Raw genomic sequence first — 22940 nt, forward strand, 5'->3', positions numbered from 1 at the left:
AGGTTTCTTGGATACATCGGAATTTGTTATTGGTCAGCGTTGGGTCAGCCACAGTGATACCGGTCTGGGGCTCGGTATCGTCACCGACATCTCCGGACGCCGGGTCACTCTGGGATTTCCGGCCGCCGATGAGGAGCGCACCTACGCGATTGATAACGCGCCACTGTCTCGCATCATCTATCAGTTGGGTGAGGAAATAGAGACCTTTAGTGGTGAGCGGTACACGGTCCGCGCGGTCGAGGATATTGGCGGCGTGCTCATGTACCACGGAGACGATGGCAGCGATCTGCATGAAATCTCCGAGGTAAAGCTCGCCGGGTCGGTGAATTTTTCAGCCCCTCACCAGCGACTGTTCGCGGGCCAGTTTGATCGCAACGGTGCTTTTCGCCTGAGATTCGCCACGCTTCAGCACATGAACCGTCTTCGTGCGTCCCCGGCCCAGGGGCTGATCGGTGCACGGACCCAGCACCTGCCACACCAGATCTATATTGCTCACGAAGTTGCACGGCGTCATGCACCACGGGTTCTTCTGGCGGATGAAGTCGGCCTCGGAAAAACCATTGAAGCAGGGCTGATCCTGCACTACCAGCTTCACACCGGTCGGGCAAAGCGGGCGCTCATCGTCGTGCCGGACTCCCTTACTCACCAGTGGTTGGTGGAAATGCTTCGGCGTTTCAATCTGCGTTTTTCGATCGTGGATCAGGGTCGCTATGACGCTCTGAAAGAGCAGGAGAGCGACGTTGATGCTCTGATGAATCATATTTTTGGTGACGACGACGCGGTCAATCCCTTTGAAAGCGAGCAACTGGTTCTGTGTAGCCTCGATTTTCTGAAGAAGAGTCAGAGGGCGCGTGAAGATGCTCTGAAGGCACAGTGGGACCTGATGGTTGTGGACGAGGCCCACCATCTGGCATGGAGCCCGGATCAGGCCAGCCCGGAATACCAGATTGTCGAAGAGCTGTCAGGGATCAGTCGGGGGCTGTTGCTGCTGACGGCGACGCCGGAGCAGGTTGGTGTTGCCAGTCACTTTGCCCGGTTGCGACTGCTGGATCCGGCACGCTTCCATGATCTGGAAACCTTTCAGAAAGAAGAGAAACAGTACGAAACGATCAATGGTGTTGTCCGCCGGCTTCAGGATGAGGCCTCCGAAATCAGCGCCGGGGACCAGGCACTGTTGCAGGAATGGCTGGGAGAGGAGCTGGCTCAGCTATTGGCCGGGGAGAATGCGCGGCAATCGGTGATTGATGCTTTGCTGGACCGCCATGGTACCGGGCGGGTGCTGTTCCGGAACACCCGGGCGGCCATTCAGGGCTTCCCGGAGCGTCGCCCCAATCCGGAGCCCTTGAGTTGTCCGGCCATGTACGAGGGGCAGGCTCAGGGCATTCCGGGACTGGCTCCTGAGCAACTGGTGTCCGAAGAGCAGTGGCTGGCGGACGATCCCCGGGTGATGTGGCTTGAGAAAAAACTGGTCAGTCTTCGTCCGGAAAAAGTCGTCGTCATTTGCGCCAGTGCAGAGACGGCCATGGCTCTGGAGCACTATCTTCAGCTTCGGGCTGGCATCCGTAGCGCCGCGTTTCACGAACATTTGAGTCTGATCGAGCGAGATCGGGCTGCCGCTTACTTTGCCGATACGGAGCAGGGTGCCCAGGCGCTGATCTGTTCCGAAATTGGCAGTGAGGGCCGGAATTTCCAGTTCGCGCATCACCTGGTCCTGTTCGATCTGCCCGCCAACCCCGATTTGCTTGAGCAGCGCATCGGACGGCTTGACCGGATCGGACAGACTGAAACCATCGATATCCACGTACCCTACTTGCGTGGCACCAGCCAGGAGATTCAGTTCCGCTGGTTCCATGAAGGTCTGAATGCCTTCGCTGAAAGTTGCGCTGTGGGTGTCGCGGTTCAGGAAGCTGTGGAAACTCAATGGCGGCAGGCTATTGATGGCGACGCCGGGCTGGCCGATGCGCTGGTAGAAGCGTCGGCGGATGAGGCGAAGCGACTGAAAACGTTGCTGCAGAATGGCCGTGACGCGCTGATCGAACTTAACTCCTGCCGACAGGATGTGGCTGAAGGGCTGATTTCAGCCATTGAGGAGGAAGAGGGCGAGGCCCAGGTCCGGGATTACATGATGGAAGCCTTCGACATACTCGGGGTGGACGTTGAGGACCATGCAGATCACTCCGATATTCTTCGTCCGGGTGAGCAATATCAGGCTGGCCATGTGGCCGAATTGCCCGAAGACGGTGTTACCGTAACCTGGGACCGGCAAAACGCCCTGGGGCGGGAAGATCTGGCGTTCATGAGCTGGGAGCACCCAATGGTGACCGGGGTGATGGATTCCGTGACCAGTTCCGGTCTGGGCAAGGCCGCGCTTGCCAGCCTCTCGGTCAAGGCACTACCACCGGGAACGCTGTTGATGGAGGCCCTGTTTACTGTGCATTGTCCGGCACCGGAAGCCCTGCAGTTGACCCGCTATCTGCCGGTCTCGCCGTTGCGGCTGCTAGTGGACGTTAATGGCAAGGAGCTGTCGGGTGCTCTGCCCCACGATCGGCTGAATGACATGTGTTCCAACATTCGCCGGCGAACGGCTCAGGCTATTGTGCCCCAGATCCGGCCGCAGGTTGAGACCATGGTGGATCACGCGGAGCGATTGTCTGAGCCGCACCTCGAACCCCTGAAAACTCAGGCACTGCAGCAGCTGTCTGCCAGTTTTGAACCGGAAATCCGCAGACTCGAAGCGTTGCAGAAAGTGAATCCGGCGATTCGAGAGGACGAAATTGACTTCTTTCGGAACCAGTTTCAGGCCGCCCGGGATGCCATTGCCCATGCCAGCCTGGCATTGGAAGGCATTCGTGTGATCGTGACCTCATGAGCTGGGGTGTGACGGCTGTAACTGGCTGACTGTGCGGCACTTGCTAGTCAGCCCTAACCTGATGCGGTACCGTAAACGCAATGATTTATAGTCTTCAATATTCCCGAACCATGGATGACAGAGAGAACCTATGATGACTTTCATACTGTTTATAGTGGCACTGGCAGGCCTGCTGATCGTGATGCGGCGCGAGTCCGGTGCAATGTCTGCCATTGGCGTAATGGCCGTCACCGGGCTGTTGTCGCTGATTTTTGCTTCTGGTTGGCTGGCCCTCCTGCTGTTCATCGGGGCTGCGGTCACAGCGGCTGCTGGCCTGCCGGGTTTTCGGAAGAGCTGGCTTACCCCCCGAGTTTTTGCGATGTTCAAGAAAGTCGCACCGAAGGTTTCCGAAACTGAAAAGATTGCCCTGGAGGCGGGGACAGTGGGCTGGGACGGTGAGATTTTTACCGGCCGCCCGGATTGGCATAACCTGTTGATCAACCGCTATACCGGGCTGACAGAGGAAGAACAGGCGTTCGTTGACAACCAGTGCACCCAGGCAATCTCCATGTGTAATACCTGGGATGTTGCGGTTGAAAGGGCCGATCTTCCGGAGGAGCTCTGGGCGTTTTTGAAGAAAGAAGGGTTCTTCGGGATGATCATTCCCAAAGAATATGGCGGTCTCGGGTTTTCCGCCAAAGCTCAGTCTGCGGTCCTGCAGAAACTGGCCTCCAACGAAACCCTGATGGTCTCCGTCGGTGTGCCGAATTCGCTCGGCCCTGGCGAGTTGCTGGTGAAATACGGCTCCGAGGAACAGAAGCAACATTATCTTCCGCGCCTTGCTGATGGCCGGGAGATCCCCTGTTTTGGTCTGACCGGCCCCCGGGCAGGTTCGGATGCGACATCCATTCCTGACACAGGCATCGTGTGCAAGCAGGAAGTGGACGGCAAGGAAGTGGTCGGTATTCGACTTAACTTCGAGAAACGCTGGATCACTCTGGCGCCCATCGCCACGGTTGTCGGGCTCGCCTTCCGGATGTTTGATCCGGATGGTTTGCTTGGGGATACGGAAGACTACGGCATAACCTGTGCTCTTATTCCCCGGGACACCAAGGGCATGGAAATCGGCCGTCGCCATTGCCCGATTGGCAGCCCGTTCCTGAACGGGCCAATCAAGGGTAAGGACGTTTTTATTCCGCTCGACTACATCATTGGTGGTATCGAAATGGCGGGCGAGGGCTGGCGGATGTTGGTTGAATGCCTGTCCGTGGGGCGCTGTATTACCCTGCCTTCTGGTGCTGCCGGTGCATCTGCCTCTGCGGTTGGCACAGCTGGCGGTTTTACCCGAATTCGCCGCCAGTTCAATACGCCCGTTGCTGATATGGAGGGTGTGCAGGAGCCGCTGGCCCGGATCGCTGCGAAAACCTATATCTCTCAGACAGCGGTCAATCATACGGCGAACATGATTGATAAGGGTGAAAAGCCGGCCGTGCCGTCCGCTATTCTCAAATATCACCTTACGGAATTTCAGCGCGGTGTTCTTACTGATGCCATGGACGTTCATGGTGGTAAAACAGTAACCCTCGGCCCCCGAAACTATCTGGGCATTGGTTACAGCGGTGCAGCGGTATCGATTACCGTTGAGGGTGCCAATATCATGACTCGCAGCCTGATGATCTTCGGGCAGGGCGCGATACGCTGCCATCCTTATGTGCTCAGGGAACTTGCAGCCAAGGATAATGACGATATCAATGCGTTTGATGATGCCTTCTTTGGCCATGCCGGCCTGATCTTCGGCAACGCGGCTCGTGCTTTCACCCAGGCCTTGAGTCTTGGGCGGGCCGATGTGCCCTTTGACAGCAGTAGCCGCAAGTATGCCCAGGCGGTTGCCCGTTTCAGTGCGGCGTTCGGACTGTGTTCAGATGCGGCGATGACCACTCTGGGAAGCGAGCTGAAAATGCGTGAACTGATTTCAGCGCGACTGGGGGACATGCTTTCCAACCTGTACCTCGCTTCTATGGTGCTCAAGAACTGGCACGAGACCCAGCCGGTAGACGGCGAAAAAGAGGTCATGGAGTACAGCTTGAGTCTGTTGCTCCATCGCACGGAAAACGCACTGGATGAGTTCCTCCAGAATCTGCCGAACCGCGCGGTGGCGTTGGTCTTGCGTGGTGTCACCTTACCGCTTGGTCGCCGGTGGGGAAGCCCCCATGACGATCTGGCGCGCAAATTGGCCAGGGCGATCTCGACCGATACACCGATTCGTAATAAATTGATTGCCAGTGTGTGGCACACCAGCGGAGAGGGTTCCGTGGAAAATCCGGTTGCCCGGTACAATGATCTGCTGAAAGACTACGACAAGGCAGAACAGCTCTATCGCAAGGCGACCAAAGCTTACGCCAAGGGCGAACTGCCGATGACGGCCTTGCATCCGGAAGAGCGTTTCGAAGCGGCGCTCGAGGCGGGTGTCTATACTCAGGAGGAAGCCGATTTCATGCGCCAGTACGAGACGGTGGTGCTTGAAATGCTGACGGTGGATGACTTCCCGTTTGATGCGTTCGCACGAAACAAGGAAACCGTGATTGATCACAACCCAGCCTGACAAGAGACAGTCCTGAAATGTGGTTGTCTTTCGTTGCAGTGAGTGTTGGCGCCGTCATCGGCGCCAACCTTCGTTGGCTGCTGGGGTTGTGGCTGAACAGCGCTTATCATGCCGTGCCATACGGAACGCTGGTGGCCAACCTCAGTGGTGGTTGGCTGATCGGCCTGCTGATCGGCTTCTTCAGTCACGGCACCAGTCTGGCTCCGGAATGGCGTCTGTTTGCCATCACTGGTCTGTGTGGTGCATTGACTACCTTTTCCACGTTCTCGCTGGAAATGTTTGCTGCAATTCAGGATGGCAAATGGGCCATGGCCCTGACCGGTATTCTGGCCCACGTCGTGGGCTCCATCCTTATGACTGCGCTGGGAATTTACACCTTTGGCCTGGTGAAAGGATGATGTGTACCACTACCTACACAAATTCTCGAAAATACCCTTGGCAAGCTCTGGATTCAGGAGTAAAGTGAAAGGCGTAGGAAAGATTCAGTAAAGCATTTCATGAATAAGACGTACCTCCGCAGTTAGTAGTGACCGTCCTGTTTTTGATTACGCGATTTCTGTATTTCCGCAAAACGCTGACCTGGCACCATAAAGGTGAAAGGCGGCAGATAATATGATTGATTTCAGGAAGTTTAAGTATGTCTACTACTACCGGTACTGTTAAGTTCTTCAACGAAGCAAAAGGCTTTGGCTTTATCACTCGTGAAGGCGGCCCGGACGTTTTTGTTCACTACAGCGCTATTCAGGGCAGCGGTTTTAAAACTCTGGCAGAAGGCCAGCAGGTTGAGTTCACCGTTACCCAGGGCCAGAAAGGTCCTCAGGCGGAGAACGTTGTTGCCCTGTAATCCCTGATGGATTCGGCAATAACCGCCAAAAAGGCAGCTTAGGCTGCCTTTTTTTATGGCTGAAAAACGTCGTCTCCGGAGGCGGGAGAGTGTATTACTGTGCGAAAATTGCCTCGTAAAAACGCAGAGTGCCCTCCCAGGAACGGTTTGCGGCGGCTTCGTCATAACCAACCGGCATGCCGAACGTTTCGGCGATCTCGTCGGCGTCAGGGTTGGTGAAGGAATGCAGTACTCCGGGGAAACTTACCAGGGTGAGATCCACGTCCGCGTCCTGCATTTCTTTCACCAGGCCGGCGACCTGCTCTGCAGGAACCATCTTGTCGGCGCCGCCAGTGTAGACCTGGATCCTGGTTTTAACGGCTCCGGCTTCGGCGGTGACCGGGCTTCCCAGGGCTCCGTGGTAACTGACCACTCCGTCCAGATCAACGCCCAGGCGTGCCATATTCAGAACGACAGCGCCGCCAAAGCAGTAGCCTTGGGCCGCCATGCGCGTGGCATCCACAGTTGCATGACTCTGGAGAATGTCCATGGCTTTCATGAAGCGTGATTTGACCTGCTCGATGTCCTTGGTCGCTTCCTGCATGAACTGTTTGGCGGTATCGGGATGCTCTGCCTGCTTGCCTGAGCCATACATATCCAGGGCAAAAGCGGTATAGCCCTCTGCCGCAAGTCGCTCAGCCTGATCCCGGGCAAATTCATTGTGTCCCCACCATTCATGCACCACGAGAACACCGGGACGCTTTTGCCCGACTTCATTATCCCAGGCCATATAGCCAGTAAAGGTATCATCGCCAACCTGGTATTCGACGGTTTCGGTTTGTATTGCTGCCAGCACTTGCGTGCTTGCCAGGGTGAGTGACAGGGTCGCGGTTGTCGCCGCCTTGCTCAGAATGGTCATAGCGTGTCCTGCTCCTTACGGTTGTTTGGCGTTCACGGTTTTACGTCAGGAACCGTTAAATTGACGGATTCCATTGTCAATCCAGTATAGGGCCTTTTGACGACACTACACCCGGACACTCGTGAATTCCGGCGCTTCCGCATCCAGATTGATTGCCCGGGATATGATCCGTCGCGTGCCGGAAGGCAGTGTTATCGTTGAAGTTGCGATCGGTCAGGGGGCTGCGTGGAAACCTCTCGGGCAACCTCCCACGACGATCCCACGTATATCGTTGATGGTGTGGTACATTACTGCGTGGCAAATATGCCCGGCGCGGTGGCGCGTACATCGCCACCGGCGCTGGATAACGTGACTTTGCCTTTTGTGACTGCCTTGGCCAATAAGGGCCCGAACCGGGCATCCATATACAAACCCTGAATCCCTGTTGGGATCCTGAGCGTGAAATACTCGGAGACAGAATGAAACTGATCGGATCCACCACTTCACCTTATGTTCGGCGAATTCGTATTCTACTGGATGAAGAACCCTATGAGTTTGTCGATCTGAACATCTATGGTGAGGGCCGGGACGAGTTGCGTCGCAACAATCCGACCCTGAAAATTCCGGTCCTTGAGGATGGTGGACAGGAAATCTATGATTCCCGGATTATCGCCCGCTATATCAGCGCCAAGCAGGGCCGCGACCCGCTAACCTGGAACCAGCAGAACCAGCTGACCATGATTGACGGTGCCAATGATTCTGCCGTCACCATGCTTCTTTCAGAGAAATCCGGGATTGATACCAGCCAAGACCTGATGTTCTATAACCTTCAGCGTGAGCGCATCATGACGACCTTGCGTACACTGGCGGCGATGGTCGAAGACGGTCAGTTCGAATCCTGGAACTACCCGGCTATCTGTTTGTACTGCCTGATAGACTGGCTGGATTTCAGGGAGCTTGTCGACTTTTCGGGAGTGGAAAGTCTGTTGGCGTACCGAGACAGCCACAGGGACTACCCCTGGGTTGGCGAGACCGATCCCCGCCGATCCTGATTTCGGGGCGGCCGGTCACTATCGGTCGCCCAACACTTGCTGCAAAACTGGTTCACTTCTTGATCAATTTTCCTTTCGCAATTGCCGTTCTTGACTATAGTGAAGAATAAGGAACGGCTTCTGGTCTGACAGTTTCCGCTTTCCGTACGTATACATACCAACAATAGAAAAGAGAGGGGATCATCCATGCTCCTGTCACATGCGTTCGGGCTCTTCACCCATCCTGACGAAGAATGGGCTTCCATACGAAAAGAACATGAAACACCCCGCAGGGTGTACGTTGCCTATGTCTTCATCCTGGCGGCTGTTGCACCCATCTGTGCCTACATATCGACGGCTTATTTTGGCTGGACGGTAGGCAATGAACGGTTGATCAAGCTCACTGAAATCAGTGCGATGCAGCTCAGTCTGCTTACCTATTTTGCAATGCTCGTGGGGGTTTTTGCACTGGGATTTGCTATCAACTGGATGGCAAAAACGTACGGGGCAAAGGAAGAGCACGTCCCCTCCAACGGGATTGCCCTGGCAGCATACTCCTGCACACCTCTGTTTCTGGCGGGTTTTGCCCTGCTATATCCGGTGCCCTGGTTTAACGCCATCGTCTTCCTGATTGCAGCGTGTTACGGCGCATGGTTGATGTATGACGGTTTGCCGATTGTTATGGGTATCGAAAAGGATCGGGCGGTAATGTACGCCGGTGCGTTACTGACGGTTGCCCTTGTGATCCTGGTCTCCACCCGGGTGGGGTCTGTGATTCTCTGGAACATGGGTGTCGGCCCTGTCTTCATCAGCGGATAGCGAAGATTCTGAATGGACCCGAAGAAAGGGAGCCAAAGGCTCCCTTTTTTTGTGGTTTCTGGTCCCTGCAGGGTGTTTGACGTGTTTTGCCAACCTCCTGTCGCAATTTGGCAATGCGTTCTTAATGAAGTCCGATTAGGTTCATTCGTTGGAGTAGTAGCGGCAAACATCGCAGAACGCCGGTACTACGAAGGACGAACGCAGGGGAAGACATGACAATGAAACGACTGACACGACGGGATTTTCTGAAAGCATCGGCCATGAGTATGGGGGCGGTGGTAGTGTCGACAGGGCTGGCAGGTTGCGTGCTGGACAGCTCTGATACGCGAACTATCAGCTTTACTCATGGAGTGGCCAGTGGCGATCCTCTTGCCGACGGCGTCATGCTGTGGACCAGGGCAATGCCGGCAACCGGCCAGGGAGCTCCTGTCAGTGTGTCCTGGGAGGTAGCGACCGATGAGAGTTTCGAGACGCTGGTGCATTCCGGTACGGCGGAGGCCGCAGAATCCCATGATTTTATTGTCAAAGTGGATGTTCGCGGGCTCGCGCCTGGGCAAAGCTACTACTATCGCTTCCAGACGACCGATCGCCAGTCACCGGTAGGCCTGACCAGGACACTTCCGCAAGGCAGCATCGACTCCGTGCGTCTGGCCGTGGTGTCCTGTGCGAACTACCCGGGTGGTTATTTCAATGTCTACCGGGAAATCAGTAAACAGACTGATCTGGATGCCGTGGTGCATCTGGGTGATTACATCTACGAATACAGCTCCGACGGTAGCAGTTATGCGGCACAAGATGCTCAGGCGCTGGGCCGAACCTTCCCGGAGGACAACAATCTGGAGCTGCTTGAACTGGTGGATTATCGCAGGCGTTACGCTGCGTACCGGGCCGATCCGGATCTCCAGTCCCTGCATGCCCGGGTGCCGTTCATCGTGGTCTGGGACGATCATGAGGTGGCCAACGACACCTGGGAGGAAGGCGCTGAAAACCATAATGACGGCGAAGGCAGTTTCTCCGAACGTAAGCTCAATGCCCTCAAAGCCTATTTCGAGTGGATGCCGATTCGCCCGGTGATTGAGGGTAGCGACGAAGCCATTTTCCGGACCTTCCGATTCGGCAATCTGGTGGACCTGCACATGCTGGATACTCGTGTGATCGGTCGTGACCAGCAACTGGACTACATGGACTATTTTACCGGAGAAGGGCTGGATGCCGCCCGCTTTACCGCAGATGTTGGCAGTCAGAACCGTACCTTGCTGGGCGCTGAGCAGTTGCTCTGGTTGCAGTCTTCCCTGAGTTATTCCACCGCCACTTGGCAGGTGTTGGGGCAGCAGGTGCTGATGGGGCGCATGAACCTGCCCGCCGAATTACTGGTGGGCATCGCTACGGAGCAGTTGGACGGCCTGCCGGAAACCCTGGCGGAATTGGCCCAGATCAAGGTCAGGGCTCTTCAGGGTGATCCGACTCTGACTGACGAGGAACTGGCACGTATCAATACGGTTGCCCCCTACAACCTGGATGCGTGGGATGGCTACCAGTATGAACGGGAGGTGGTTCTGGGTACCGCCAAGGCGCTGAACAAGAATCTGGTGGTGCTGGCGGGGGACACCCATAATGCCTGGGCCAATAATCTGAAAGACATCCAGGGGGACCAGATTGGCGTGGAATTCGCCACAGCCTCGGTTACATCCCCCGGTCTGGAGGAATATCTGGGCATTCCGGATGACATGATCCAGGGGGCTGAGCAAGCCATTGGTTTGCTGGTGGATGATCTGGATTACCTGAATGTGAACCAGCGTGGCTATATGTTGGTTACCTTTACTCCGGAAGAGGCCCGGTCAGACTGGTATTTTGTGGATACAATAAAATCAAGAGATTACCAGATCGATGCGGCACGAAACGCGTCCCGCCGGGTCTTACCCGGTGCCGGAAACCGTACGGTGCTGGAGGCAGCCATCGGATAATACGAGCGGCCGTTCCCTTAGCTATTCTGTCCTTGACGCAGCGCAAACCATATCGGGCTCTTTCTCGGTTTAATGGTCCTGTTGCAACGACAGGGAGCTCCAGGGAATGACCGAATTGGTGGAAGTGAAAAGCAGCGAACGCGGGGAGGGGGAGCCGGAATGGCATGTGCTAGGGCCTGCTGAAACCAGACAGGAACTGAACGCAGAGATGCCTCTGTCTGCTGATGAGGTTCGCCATCGTCTGGCCAGCTACGGCCCTAATGCACTGCCGGAATCTCGGGCACGGAGCCCGTGGGCCCGGTTGGGCCGGCAACTGAAAAACTTTCTGATTTTTGTGCTGACAGCGGCCGCAGCAATTACGGCAATCCTGGGCCACTGGGTAGATGCCGGCGTAATTCTCGCCGTTGTTGTTATCCAGACCCTGGTCGGCTTTGTCCAGGAAGGAAAAGCCGAGCAGGCCCTGTCGGCTATTCGTCATATGCTCGCGCCCAAAGCCCGGGTGGTCCGTTCCGATGGACAGCATCAGGTGGACGCTGCGGGTCTGGTTCCGGGGGATACAGTGTTGCTGGAGCCGGGCGATCGTGTACCGGCGGATCTGCGTCTGGAAAAATCCCATAATCTGAAAATCGATGAGGCTATCCTCACCGGTGAGTCGGAAGCTGTTGATAAATCGACCGAGGCGGTCACTGCGGATGCTGCCTTGGGTGATCAGTCAGGGATGGCATTTTCGGGCACCATGGTTGCGACCGGGACGGGGCGAGGCATTGTGGTGCGCACCGGCGCCCGGACAGAAATCGGCCGTATTTCAGGTCTGCTTGCCCAGACTGAAACCCTGAAAACCCCTTTGCTGGAACAGATGGACAGATTCGCACGAATCCTGTCCATCGTCGTTATTCTTGCGGGCATTGCGATTTTTGTCGGTGGATCTGTCTTCAGCGGGTTGCCCTTTCGTGAACTGTTCATGGCAGTGGTTGGCCTGACGGTTGCTGCCATTCCCGAGGGTCTGCCGGCGATTCTTACCATTACCCTGGCCATTGGTGTACGCCAGATGGCCCGTCGCCAGGCGGTGGTCCGTCGAATGCCGGTCATTGAAACCCTGGGTGCGGTGTCGGTCATCTGTTCGGATAAAACCGGAACCCTGACCCGAAACGAAATGATGGTTACCCGGGTCGTGTTGTCTGGCGCCCGGCTGGAGGTGACCGGCGAAGGCTATGATTTTGATGGTGCGGTGAGCAGTGAACCGGGACAGCCGGTGGAATCCGCACTGCTGGACGAAATTGCCCGGGCAGCGGCACTTTGTAACGATGCCCATGTACACCAGGATTCCGGGAAGATCAGAATCACCGGCGATCCCATGGAGGCGGCGCTTTCGGTTTTCGCTCGAAAAGCCCGGTTTGATGTTGAGAACAGTCCGACCGACTGGCCCCGGAAAGATGAAATTCCTTTCGATACCGAGAATCGCTTCATGGCCACGTTGCACCATGATCATCATGGGCATAGCGTGGTCTACCTGAAGGGAGCGCCGGAGCGAATCCTGGACATGTGTGCCAGCGAGGTAGCTGAATCCGGTGAGGCCCGGGAGCTGCGACGGAATGTCTGGGAGCAGGTCATTGCCGAGATGGCCTCCGATGGTCTCAGAGTGCTGGCCCTGGCCCGAAAACCGGCAGAGCGTGGGATTGGCGAACTGGCGATTGAGGATCTTGAACAGGGCGCAGAACTGCTTGGTCTGGTCGGGCTTCTTGATCCGCCAAGGCAGGAGGCCATTTGGGCGATTTCGGAGTGTCACGATGCGGGCATCCGGGTCAAGATGATTACCGGTGATCACGGCCTTACGGCCGGCGCTATTGCCCGTAAGCTGGGTCTGAAAAATACCGAACGGGTACTGACCGGTAAGGAGCTGGACCAACTGGATGATGGCCAGCTTCGGGATCTCGTTGCCGAGGTGGATGTCTTTGCCCGGACGAGTCCGGAGCACAAGCTGAGGCTGGTAACCGCGCTTCAGGCCCTGCATGGGGTTGTGGCCATGACCGGGGATGGGGTGAACGATGCTCCGGCGCTGAAGCGTGCGGATGTCGGAATTGCAATGGGAGTGAAGGGCTCGGAAGCGGCGCGGGAAGCGTCTTCAGTAGTCTTGCTGGATGATAACTTCGCCAGTATCGCTGCGGCCGTGCGCGAGGGGCGAACCGTCTATAGCAACCTGAAAAAAGGCATTGCCTTTATGTTGCCGATAAATGGAGGCGAGTCCATTAGCCTGATCACGGCTTTGCTGTTGGGGCTGACCTTGCCAATTTCCGCCTTGCAGATCCTCTGGGTCAACATGGTCAGTTCGGTGGTTTTGGCAATGACGCTGGCGTTTGAGCCCGCGGAACCGGATGTAATGAAACGTATGCCCAGGGCCCGGAACGAGTCATTGTTGAAGGGGTTTGTGATCTGGCGTGTGGTGTTTGTTTCCTTGTTGTTCCTGATCGGGATCTTTGCGGCCTGGCACTGGGCCATCCATCATTACGGCGACGAGGAGACGGCGCGGACGCTTGCGGTCAATACGCTGGTGGCCATGGAGATGTTCTATCTGTTCGCCGTGCGTTACCTGGATTCAGCGTCCATTACCCTCCGTGGTGTGTTGGGTACGCCGGTTGTGCTTCTCGCTGTTGCCAGCGTGATTGCGTTGCAGCTGCTATTTACCTATGTGCCCTGGTTCAACGATACCTTTGGTACCCGGGCACTGAGCCTGGAAATGCTCGGTTTTGCAGTGGCAGCCGGACTAATGGTTCTGGCGATTCTGGAAATCGAAACGTTGTTGCGAAAGCGCCTGCTCAGGGCAGGCCCCGTGTAATTACGGCTGGATCGCCCCGCCCCTCAACCGCTGCCAGCTCCGCGCTGGACAGCCATTCCCCTGGGGGCTTGTCCATCACACTGGCACAGGCTGCCAGGGCATGGCCCCAGGAACAACCGTTGGCAAACAGCATGCCGGCCTCATTCAGTGTTCCGCCGCGATTGATGTAACCCAGAACACGGGCCTGTGACGGGTCCGGAAACAGCGGATGAAAATGGCCCCGGAATACTTCAGGGCGCATGTGGGTGAGAGCAACTCGCCGATTAATACGCTGGGGAAACAGACGTTCCCTTTCGAATTCCGACAGACAGGCCTGTGCTTCCATGGTGTCCCTTGGCTGGCGGAACCGACCGGGTTCCTGGATATAGACCAGGCGGAATGGGGTGCCGGTCTCCCGCAGACGCTCACAGGCCCGTATTGTTTCGGATAACTGATAGGCGCCATTGGCCATGAGCAGCAACGGTTCGCCGGCAGAGGTATCTTCATCTACCACCAGGGCTCCGTGTCTGGCCAGAAGGTCGGCTTCGGTGCTGTCAAAGACACAGGGCCGCTCCCGTTTGGGAATCACCATACAGGTGATCTGCCCTCGTGCGCTGAATACCGATGGCAAAGCTGCGAGCGTGCTGTTGTAATCGGCGGGAAACACAACCCGGGACACATCGTTCATCTCTGCGAGCATGCTCTCGCAGAAGGTGGTGTCCTGGTGAGATTGCTCGTTCTTGCCGTTTTCCCAGGTATGTGAGGTGGCGATAACCGGCAGGCCAAGCCAGCGTGCCGGTCGGCCCACTTCTTTCTGGTGTCGGGCGAAGATCAGTTCCTGCCGGATGGCGCCGAGCATCTTTACGCAGAATGCCTCATAGCTGGCTACCAGATTCAGCCCTGCTTTATTGGCAAGACAGGCCGAAACCACGGCTTCTTCGTTCAACGCGGTGATAATCTTCCCGTGCACCGATTCCTTGTCGTTTTCGGGATCGTTTACCCGGTGTTTCAGTTGGCTCAGCACACCGCCGAGCCGATTGCTGGCCAGCTCGTCAGGATTGCCCACCCGAACCCTGAGGTCCGGGTTTTCATTCACCAATGCCCGGAAAAAGTCATCCACCGCCTGCATGGGAGAGGCGAGGTTGGGGTTGGATGGTAGCCGGGGAATCACAGGGGCTGGCGGATTGCGTGTTGCGAGGGCATGGTCCCGCTCCAGAGGGCGTGATTGCTCGGTATGCTGTTTCAGCCGGGCGATGCAGTTCTGCAGTTGGTCCGGAGCCACCCACAATCTGGCGGCATGTTCGTTAAACAACTCCCGGGCTCGCGCGTGAATGCGTGGATTGCCGGGCAGTGGCAGGTTGTGGGCCGAATTGCTGCTGGCGCCATAGAATCCGTAACCTTTGGTGGTTTCTGCAATGCCGTATGGCATCCGGGCCGGATAGTTACTGTCGCCCTGAAGAACAGCCTCGCCATTGGCTGCCAGCGCCTGCTCCATTTCATACAGGGCACAGACAAAGGCAGCAGGATCACGGCCGTCAAAACGGAACGGTACGAACCCCCGTTGCTCAAGGTGCGCCTCAAAGCGTTCAAGGCCCTCGCGGGTACCCAGCTCGGTTCGCTGTTCAATGCGCCGGCCGTTGGCAATCAATACCGGCATGACGGCACCGCAGTCTTCGGCACGCCACCAGCGCGGGACCCAGTCGCTTCCGCGCTGTTCCTCAGCGGCACCGTCTGAGAGGAAAGCCACCAGGGATTCGCCGGGCAGGGGCATGTGGGCGTATTGGAGTTCGGCAAACCCCAGGTAACCACCTTCGAGAATGCCGCCCGCGGTGTGCGGATTCACATGGCTGCCAAGGGGCGCGGCCATGGTGCCATCCGGGGTCTGCCGATAGCTGTAGAAATCAGCCACCAGGATGGAGAGACCGTCAGGGCCGCGGTAGCGTTCCGCCTGTTCCGGATGAAGATTTCCGGTTAGCACATTCAGGGCGTCAATTGCTGACACACAGTGGCCCTGGCCCATCAACCAGCTCCGTGTTCGCCCGGTTAAATTGTTCAGTGCCATATAGCCGGCATAAGCCGGCACCATGTTAAGGGCACCGCCGGTGTGACCTTCCGGATTGGTTTTGAAATCCTGGGGCGCCAGAGGCTGACCTGAGACATCTACCCGGCGCGCGTAGGTCATATGAACCACCAGCCACAGACCGGCACTGGCTAATCGGTCCAGGTCGGCCAACTGACGGTAAACCGCGGCGGCATCCGGCTGGTGTCCGGCCTCTACCAGATGCTCCGACAGCAGCCTTACCTTCTGTTTCGTGGTCTCGCTGTGATGGATGACACCATAGCCATCGCACCAGCGCCGGTAGTCCGGACAGCCTGAATGGGTGGGGTCCACCGGTGCTGTTTGAATGGGTAATGACATGAGATGGCTCCATGGCGTCAGTGTGTCATTGGATTCTAAAACCACCACCGGGCACAGCCCTTGATTCAGGTCAGTCGGGGCTGCATCTTTTCTGAGACCGGTTCTGGGTGAGCGGCAGGATCTGGTTGCCTGCACGTTGCCGAATGCCACGGTTTCTGAGAGTCTGACCGGATAAGGCATCTGAACAAGGAGACTCCCATGACGCGAGACAGGAATCAGGACAATCGGAGGAAATATTCAGCACCCGTGGTTGATGGCATCGGCAAATCTGCCAGTCGCGCCATGCTTCGGGCGGTCGGGTTTACGGATGAGGATTTCAGCAAGCCCCAGATCGGCATTGCGTCTACGTGGAGTAACCTTACGCCTTGCAATATGCACATTAACCAGCTGGCCGAAGCGTCGGCGGCTGGTGCCGATGACGCGGGCGGCAAGTCGCTGATCTTCAACACCATCACGGTATCGGACGGGATCGCCAATGGCACCGAGGGCATGAAGTATTCCCTGGTGTCCCGGGAGGTGATTGCCGATTCCATTGAAACCGTGGCTGGCTGTGAGGGTTTTGATGGGCTGGTGGCCATCGGTGGCTGTGACAAGAATATGCCCGGCTGCATGATGGGGCTGGCTCGCCTGAATCGGCCTTCGGTATTCGTGTATGGAGGCACCATCATGCCCGGGGAAAACCACACCGATATCATCTCCGTGTTTGAGGCCGTTGGCGCTCACGCCCGGGGCGATCTGGATCTGATCGAGGTCAAGCAGATCGAGGAAACGGCAATTCCCGGTCCGGGCTCCTGTGGCGGCATGTATACCGCCAACACCATGGCATCGGCCATCGAAGCCATGGGTATGAGCCTGCCAGGCAGTTCCGCCCAGAATGCGGTGTCAGATACCAAGGCGGAGGATTGCCGGGGCGCCGGCGCGGCAGTTCTGAACCTGCTGGAGAAAGACATCAAACCCAGCGACATCATGACCCGGAAAGCCTTTGAGAATGCCATTACGGTGGTGATTGCCCTGGGTGGCTCCACCAATGCAGTGCTGCATCTTCTGGCTATGGCCAGCACAGTGGGCGTTGATCTGGAGCTGGAAGATTTCGTTGAAATCGGCAAGCGGGTGCCGGTGCTGGCAGACCTTCGTCCAAGCGGTCATTACATGATGTCGGAACTGGTGGCCATCGGCGGCATTCAGCCGCTGATGAAAATGCTGCTGGACCGGGGTTTACTGCATGGCGATTGCCTGACCGTGACGGGCCAGACTCTGGCGGAGAATCTGGCCGCCGTTGCGCCCTATCCCGAGGGGCAGGACATCATTCACGCCTTTGAGAACCCGATCAAGGCTGACAGCCATCTGCGAATCCTGTTCGGGAACCTTGCGCCGACCGGAGGGGTCGCCAAGATCACCGGCAAGGAAGGTACCCACTTTACCGGCCGCGCTCGCGTATTTCATTCGGAAGAAGAGGCCCAGGAGCGGATTCTGGACGGCACCGTGGTGGCAGGCGATGTGCTGGTTATTCGTTATGAGGGGCCAAAAGGAGGGCCCGGGATGCGGGAAATGCTCAGTCCCACCTCTGCCATTATGGGCAAGGGCCTCGGCAGTGATGTGGCCCTGATTACCGATGGTCGCTTTTCTGGCGGCAGCCATGGGTTTGTTGTTGGTCATATCACCCCGGAAGCCGCTGAGGGTGGGCCCATTGCTCTGGTTGAGGATGGCGACACCATCACCATTGATGCGGTAGCCAACAGCATTGAGCTGGATGTTGCGGAGCAGGAACTGGAGCGCCGCCGCGAGAACTGGCAGAAACCAGCGCCAAGGTTCACCCGAGGTGTTCTGGCGAAGTATTCGCGCACGGTCGGTTCCGCCTCGAACGGTGCGGTCACGGATCTGCCCTGAGAGTATCCCTGGCCATACCGGCCAGGGAGTTGCTCCAGCCTGAGCGTGACGGGTTCATCCTGTCGTTGCCTGAATGACAACGGGGTAAACAAGGTTTCACCTGATCAAACCCGGGATTCGCTGGTATAGTGGTTTTTTGAACCAATCACCTGCACAAATCCCGACGATGAACTGGTCGTACGAGGTATGCATCATTCACAGGATCTGTACAAATGAGAAGGTCTGGTCTTGCCCCTTTGGTGGCTTGTGTATTGCTGTGTTTGCCGGGGCTGCTTAGCGCCCATCAAAAGACATCCGGCGCCGAGACACCGGCTGCTGAGCAGGGGCCAAGTCTTGCCTCGGTGAATGCTGCAGTGGCGTGGGCCGGTGACAATGACCTGGTCTTTGGCAAGAATGCCGACCGACCAGTGCCTATAGCCTCGATCACCAAAGTGATGACTGCACTGGTTGTTCTGGAATCCGGAGAACCGCTGGACGAATGGTTAACCTTTCACAAGCGACACACGCCAGCGGCCGCGAATGCCTACAGCCGGATTCGTATTGACTCACAGATGCGTCGTGCGGATGTTTTGCGCATAGCCTTGATGTCATCCGAAAACTTCGCCGCCTACACTTTGGCAAGAAACCATCCGGGCGGATTCGATGCCTTTATTGAAGCGATGAACGCCAAGGCCAGGGAACTCGGTATGACCGGTACCCGGTTTGTTGACCCAACCGGACTGTCATCCGAGAACCTTTCAACCGCCGCAGATCTGGTCCGGTTGGTTAATGCCGCGGCCGACTATCCGGAAATCCGTGCCTATTCCACGACAGGGTATTTCCGCGGACAGTTTCGTATGCCCCGTTACAGCCTGTCGTTCGGGAACACCAACGCTCTGGTTCACAGGGATAGCTGGGGGGTGGCCCTGAGCAAGACCGGTTATCTTGCGGAGGCCGGGCGGTGCCTGGTCATGATTTCACAGATGAACGGCAAGGAAGTGGTTACCGTGCTTCTGGATTCCCTGGGCACCCGCTCCCCCATGGGCGATGCCGGGCGGGTCAAGCGTTGGCTGGACACCGGTGCCCGGGGTTCGGTCGCCGCTGCGGCACGGCGTTACGAACAGGAAAAGAATGCGGCCTACGCGACCGCAGGTAACAGCGCTGTCAGCGTGAACTGACACTTGAGGGAATTCTGCTATGATCCAGATCTTCACTACGGGTGGCACCATCGACAAGGTGTACTTTGATGCCAACAGCGAGTTCGAAGTAGGCCATAGTCTGTTGCCGGAGTTACTGTCTGAATCCAATATCCACGAAGGCTATCGCCTGCGGGAATTGACGCGTAAAGATAGTCTGGAGATGACCGATGACGATCGTCAGCAGGTGCTGGCGGCGGCCAAGGAATGTGACTGTGACCGCATTGTCATCACCCATGGCACCGACACCATGGCAGAGACAGCCTCGGTGCTGTCCAGCCTTGAAGGTAAAACCATTGTGTTGACCGGAGCCATGCAACCTGCTCGCATGCGCCGGACTGATGCAGTGTTCAATATCGGTTTTGCCTGGGCGTCGGTGCAATTGCTGCCACCGGGTGTCTATATCGCGATGAACGGCGAAGTGTTTGAAGCCGGAGCGGTTCGCAAGAACCTGAAGGCCCAGCGTTTTGAGCGAGCCTGAATTTCAGTCCAGGCTGCCTTTTTCCTGACAAGTCAGTTCCCGGTATTCGCCGGGCTTCAGCGCCGTATCCAGTTCTATTTGTCCGATCCGGATACGATGCAATGCCTCAACATGGTTGCCAACAGCTGCCATCATACGTTTAACCTGATGGTAGCGTCCCTCCGAGATCGTCAGCTCAATGATGCGTTCTTCAAGAGTTTTTATCCGGGCAGGCCGGGTAGGCTTCGGGTCATTGTGCAGGAGCACGCCTTGTTCCAGTTCTTTTGCCGCAGAGTCTGGCAGCGGCTCGTTCAGCGTCACCCGATAGGTTTTGGGGCAATCCGTTCGCGGTGAGGTGATCCGGTGGGACCACTGTCCATCAGTGGTCAACAACAACAAGCCGGTGGTGTCTGCATCCAGGCGGCCGGCAATGTGAAGATTCCGGGTTATGTCTGCAGGCAGCAGGTCCAGAGCCGTTGGATGGTCGCTGTCGGTTGTGGCGCTCACCACGCCCGCTGGCTTGTTCATCATCAGATAGCGTTCGCCCGGTAAAACGAGCGGTACGCCATTCCGGGCTACTCTTTCATTGCCGGCCAAGCGGGTGTTGGCGCTTTTGCAGGGCTGATCATTTACCGTTATTTCTCCCCGGCTGATGGCCTGTTTCGCCTGCTTTCGGGAGAGTTCGGTGCTGGTGGCAATAAAGTAATCCAGGCGCATGGTTTTCAGCAGCCTTGTCCTTGTGCTGGCGTGCTCAGGCTGGCGAGACAAAGCACCGGGGTTTTTCCGGTTATGCGAGACCAGAGCAAAGCCAGCTTTTCAGAATCCACGTCGGGGCGAAGAGTGCGGATGCTTGTCGTGGGTGCAACGCCCTCTCCATTCTGGACGGCGAGAACAAAGGTGAAAGGGTGGGCGCCGGGAATGCCTAACCGGATGTCAGTAGCAGTAATGTGGTTACCCACCTGATCGTAATCCAGAAAGCCTTTGGTAAACCATTCCAGCCGCCGTGCGTCGGGAAGGTTTGCCACCGTCCTCGCGAGATCTTGCCGGCGGGGGAAATATTCAAGGCTCAGGGGGGCGTCACCATCCAGGAAGCCGGTCACGATCTCTACCCGCTGATCACCTTGCAGGGCTGTGGCGCGCCACAACAGGGTACTGAACGGCATCGGTTGCACCAGAAGCGCGGAGTGTTCCAGCCCGGCGTCTGCAAGTGCCGGTTGCACTCGTTGGGTAATGAGGTGTTGTCCCAGTACACTCCAGCCCAGGTACAGCGTGGATAGTGCCAGCCCTGTAACGATAGCCTGCCTTGCCGGTGGCCGAGCCAGGAAGAACAGGCAGCCAACGAGCAGGGGAAGGGTATAGAGGGGATCAATGATGAAAATGCTGTTGATGGCGACCGGTGGCCGGATGGGCCAGAACAGTTGGGTGCCATAGGTGGTAAAGGTATCCAGCAGTGGATGGGTAATCAGGACCAGTCCGGTTACTGCGAGCCACCGTTGAAAGCTCAGTTGCGGTTTCCAGCGCCACAGCAGCCAGGCCAGGGTAACCGCAAGGGGCGCGAGGATAAACAGCGAGTGGCTGAACCCGCGGTGCTGAGTGAAGTTGGCCACCGCCGTTCCATAATCGATGACCACGTCGAGATCCGGCAGGGTACCCAGCAACGCGCCCGCCACCAAGGCCGAACGGCCAAGAGTCTTGCCGGCTATGGCACCGGCCAGGGAGGCACCCAGAGCGGCCTGGGTTATGGAATCCATGTCAGATCAGTCTCGCATCAGGACGGTTACCTGTTGTTGTAGGTCGCAGACTCTGTTCCGGATCACTCGCTCACCGCTATTTCCAGCGCAACAAGAACCGAGTCACCGGGATAACCGTCGGCCACGAGGTCGTTGGCCGCCTGAAACTGGCGGATTGCAGATCGGGTGGCCGGGCCCATGATGCCATCAGGCTTGCCGGGCTCGTAGCCGTGTTGCTGAAGGGCTTTCTGAAGGCTGATGATGTTGGCCCGAGACAGGGCCGGTGCATCTACCGGTGGCGGGTTCTGCAACTGGCCCGCACCGGCGATACGGTCAGCAAGGTGGCCAACCGCGATGGCGTAGAACTCGGAGCGGTTCCAGCCCATGATGACCCGGAAGTTGTCATAGGCGAGAAACGCCGGGCCACGGTGTCCGGCGGGTACCACCAGGGCGGCATTGATCGGTTCGTGGGCCAGTGGGTTGCCAAAGGCATCCGTGACGCCCAGGTCGTGCCATTTTTTCAGAGGCAGGCGACGCCCGTCTGCCAGGGAATAGTCGAAATTCTCGGGCAGAACTACCTCGCGGCCCCAGCGATAATCGCTGTTCCAGTTCATGGATTCCAGAAAACTGCCGGCCGACATCATGGCATCTGGCAGGCTGTTCCAGAGATCCCTCCGGCCATCGCCGTCACCATCGACCGCATGCTTCAGGAAGACCGTGGGCATGAACTGGACATGGCCCATGGCGCCGGCCCAGGAACCTTCCATCTGGTCAGCCGGAATGGCGCCTTCATCAATAATACGCAGGGCGGCGATGAGCTGTTCAGTGAAAAAGGTGCGTCGGCGGGGATCGCACGCCAGCGTTGTCAGTGAGCTGGGAACCGACATCTTGCCAAAATAACTGCCAAAGTTGGTTTCCAGCCCCCAGAACGCAACCAGATACGGTGCCGGAACGCCGGTTTCCCGGGTGACTTTTGCCAGTAATGCCTGGTGTTCCTGAAGCAGTTCACGACCTTTACTGACCCGGGCATCGTTCACCCGGCGGTTCAGATAATCGGCGAAGGTGGTCGTAAATTCAGGTTGCCGCCGATCCAACTCGATCACCCGATCCAGATGTTCAACGTTCGCCATCACTTCGCTGGCGGTCTTGCGGCTGACTCCGGCGGCAATAGCCTGGTCCTGGAGCCGGGCCTTGCATTCGGCGAAACCGGTAGAAGACGATGCATCGCTCTCCTGGGCATTGGCAGGAAGCGACAGAAGCGATATAAAACCGGAAGCCAGTAATGCGCGGGCAAAGCCGCCCTGGCGAAGAATCCTTGCAGGTGTGGTCAGCACACAAAACCCCTATCAGGCCGATGATGGTGGAATAGTCCGGACCCCATGTTAGCGCGTTTTCCGGCCGGAGAAACACTGTCCGGCGTCTGCTGGAGTGACAATTCTTTAACCTGCGGCTTCGCGCTTTGCAGGGTTTGT

Annotated in this window: 16 protein-coding genes and 1 pseudogene; 12 read left to right on the plus strand and 5 right to left on the minus strand. The window is 57.3% G+C overall.

Features of this window, described 5'->3' with window-relative positions; all coding sequences use genetic code 11:
• The first annotated feature begins 7 nt into the window (after window positions 1–7).
• The 4 genes from rapA to KO499_RS05245 all read left to right on the plus strand — a co-directional run bounded on the left by rapA (window position 8) and on the right by KO499_RS05245 (window position 6294).
• A complete protein-coding gene (rapA, locus tag KO499_RS05230) occupies window positions 8–2869 on the plus strand; it encodes an RNA polymerase-associated protein RapA (protein WP_215982650.1) in 2862 nt (953 codons plus the stop codon).
• 130 nt (window positions 2870–2999) lie between these two features.
• Window positions 3000–5450: an acyl-CoA dehydrogenase gene (locus tag KO499_RS05235; RefSeq protein ID WP_228339756.1), complete on the plus strand. Its 2451-nt coding sequence runs from the start codon at window positions 3000–3002 to the stop codon at window positions 5448–5450.
• 17 nt (window positions 5451–5467) lie between these two features.
• On the plus strand, window positions 5468–5848 hold the full coding sequence (crcB, locus tag KO499_RS05240; protein WP_215982651.1) for a fluoride efflux transporter CrcB: 381 nt from the start codon (window positions 5468–5470) through the stop codon (window positions 5846–5848).
• 239 nt (window positions 5849–6087) lie between these two features.
• The gene (locus KO499_RS05245; RefSeq protein WP_008172950.1) at window positions 6088–6294 is read left to right on the plus strand and encodes a cold-shock protein; all 207 of its coding nucleotides are present in this window, start codon (window positions 6088–6090) and stop codon (window positions 6292–6294) included.
• Between the two features lie 94 nt (window positions 6295–6388).
• Here the strand turns inward: KO499_RS05245 and KO499_RS05250 are convergent, their stop codons facing one another.
• Window positions 6389–7192: a dienelactone hydrolase family protein gene (locus KO499_RS05250; RefSeq protein ID WP_215982652.1), complete on the minus strand. Its 804-nt coding sequence runs from the start codon at window positions 7190–7192 to the stop codon at window positions 6389–6391.
• A gap of 163 nt (window positions 7193–7355) precedes the next feature.
• Here KO499_RS05250 and KO499_RS05255 point away from each other — a divergent pair.
• The 5 genes and pseudogenes from KO499_RS05255 (at window position 7356) to KO499_RS05275 (ending at window position 13818) form a co-directional block, all read left to right on the plus strand.
• Window positions 7356–7609: pseudogene (locus tag KO499_RS05255) on the plus strand (hypothetical protein).
• A 41-nt stretch (window positions 7610–7650) separates the two neighbouring features.
• Window positions 7651–8223: a glutathione S-transferase family protein gene (locus KO499_RS05260; RefSeq protein WP_215982653.1), complete on the plus strand. Its 573-nt coding sequence runs from the start codon at window positions 7651–7653 to the stop codon at window positions 8221–8223.
• 186 nt (window positions 8224–8409) lie between these two features.
• Window positions 8410–9021, plus strand: coding sequence for a Yip1 family protein (locus tag KO499_RS05265; protein WP_215982654.1), 612 nt, complete (start codon window positions 8410–8412; stop codon window positions 9019–9021).
• Window positions 9022–9233: 212 nt separating this feature from the next.
• Window positions 9234–10985 (plus strand): alkaline phosphatase D family protein, encoded by a 1752-nt coding sequence (locus KO499_RS05270; RefSeq protein ID WP_228339757.1) that lies wholly within the window; start codon window positions 9234–9236, stop codon window positions 10983–10985.
• A 106-nt stretch (window positions 10986–11091) separates the two neighbouring features.
• Window positions 11092–13818 carry a cation-translocating P-type ATPase gene (locus tag KO499_RS05275; RefSeq protein ID WP_215982655.1) on the plus strand — a complete coding sequence of 909 codons (2727 nt, stop codon included), beginning with the start codon at window positions 11092–11094 and terminating at the stop codon, window positions 13816–13818.
• On the opposite strand, the gene KO499_RS05280 is transcribed toward KO499_RS05275, so the two are convergent.
• Window positions 13799–16216, minus strand: coding sequence for a xylulose 5-phosphate 3-epimerase (locus tag KO499_RS05280; protein WP_215982656.1), 2418 nt, complete (start codon window positions 16214–16216; stop codon window positions 13799–13801). The genes KO499_RS05275 and KO499_RS05280 overlap by 20 nt on opposite strands.
• A gap of 198 nt (window positions 16217–16414) precedes the next feature.
• On the opposite strand from KO499_RS05280, the gene ilvD reads away from it, so the two are divergent.
• The 3 genes from ilvD to KO499_RS05295 all read left to right on the plus strand — a co-directional run bounded on the left by ilvD (window position 16415) and on the right by KO499_RS05295 (window position 19759).
• Window positions 16415–18103: a dihydroxy-acid dehydratase gene (gene ilvD / locus KO499_RS05285; protein WP_215982657.1), complete on the plus strand. Its 1689-nt coding sequence runs from the start codon at window positions 16415–16417 to the stop codon at window positions 18101–18103.
• A 212-nt stretch (window positions 18104–18315) separates the two neighbouring features.
• Window positions 18316–19260 (plus strand): D-alanyl-D-alanine endopeptidase, encoded by a 945-nt coding sequence (gene pbpG / locus KO499_RS05290; RefSeq protein WP_215982658.1) that lies wholly within the window; start codon window positions 18316–18318, stop codon window positions 19258–19260.
• A 19-nt stretch (window positions 19261–19279) separates the two neighbouring features.
• The gene (locus tag KO499_RS05295) at window positions 19280–19759 is read left to right on the plus strand and encodes an asparaginase domain-containing protein (protein WP_215982659.1); all 480 of its coding nucleotides are present in this window, start codon (window positions 19280–19282) and stop codon (window positions 19757–19759) included.
• A 3-nt stretch (window positions 19760–19762) separates the two neighbouring features.
• On the opposite strand, the gene KO499_RS05300 is transcribed toward KO499_RS05295, so the two are convergent.
• The 3 genes from KO499_RS05300 to KO499_RS05310 form a co-directional block, all read right to left on the minus strand.
• Window positions 19763–20455: a pseudouridine synthase gene (locus KO499_RS05300; RefSeq protein WP_215983391.1), complete on the minus strand. Its 693-nt coding sequence runs from the start codon at window positions 20453–20455 to the stop codon at window positions 19763–19765.
• Window positions 20456–20460: 5 nt separating this feature from the next.
• On the minus strand, window positions 20461–21489 hold the full coding sequence (locus KO499_RS05305; protein ID WP_215982660.1) for a metal-dependent hydrolase: 1029 nt from the start codon (window positions 21487–21489) through the stop codon (window positions 20461–20463).
• A gap of 62 nt (window positions 21490–21551) precedes the next feature.
• Entirely contained in the window at window positions 21552–22802 is a 1251-nt protein-coding gene (locus KO499_RS05310) for a lytic murein transglycosylase (RefSeq protein WP_215982661.1), read from the minus strand.
• Window positions 22803–22940 lie beyond the last annotated feature (138 nt).

Origin of the sequence: Marinobacter sp. F3R08, assembly GCF_018860425.1 — a bacterium.
GTDB lineage: Bacteria > Pseudomonadota > Gammaproteobacteria > Pseudomonadales > Oleiphilaceae > Marinobacter.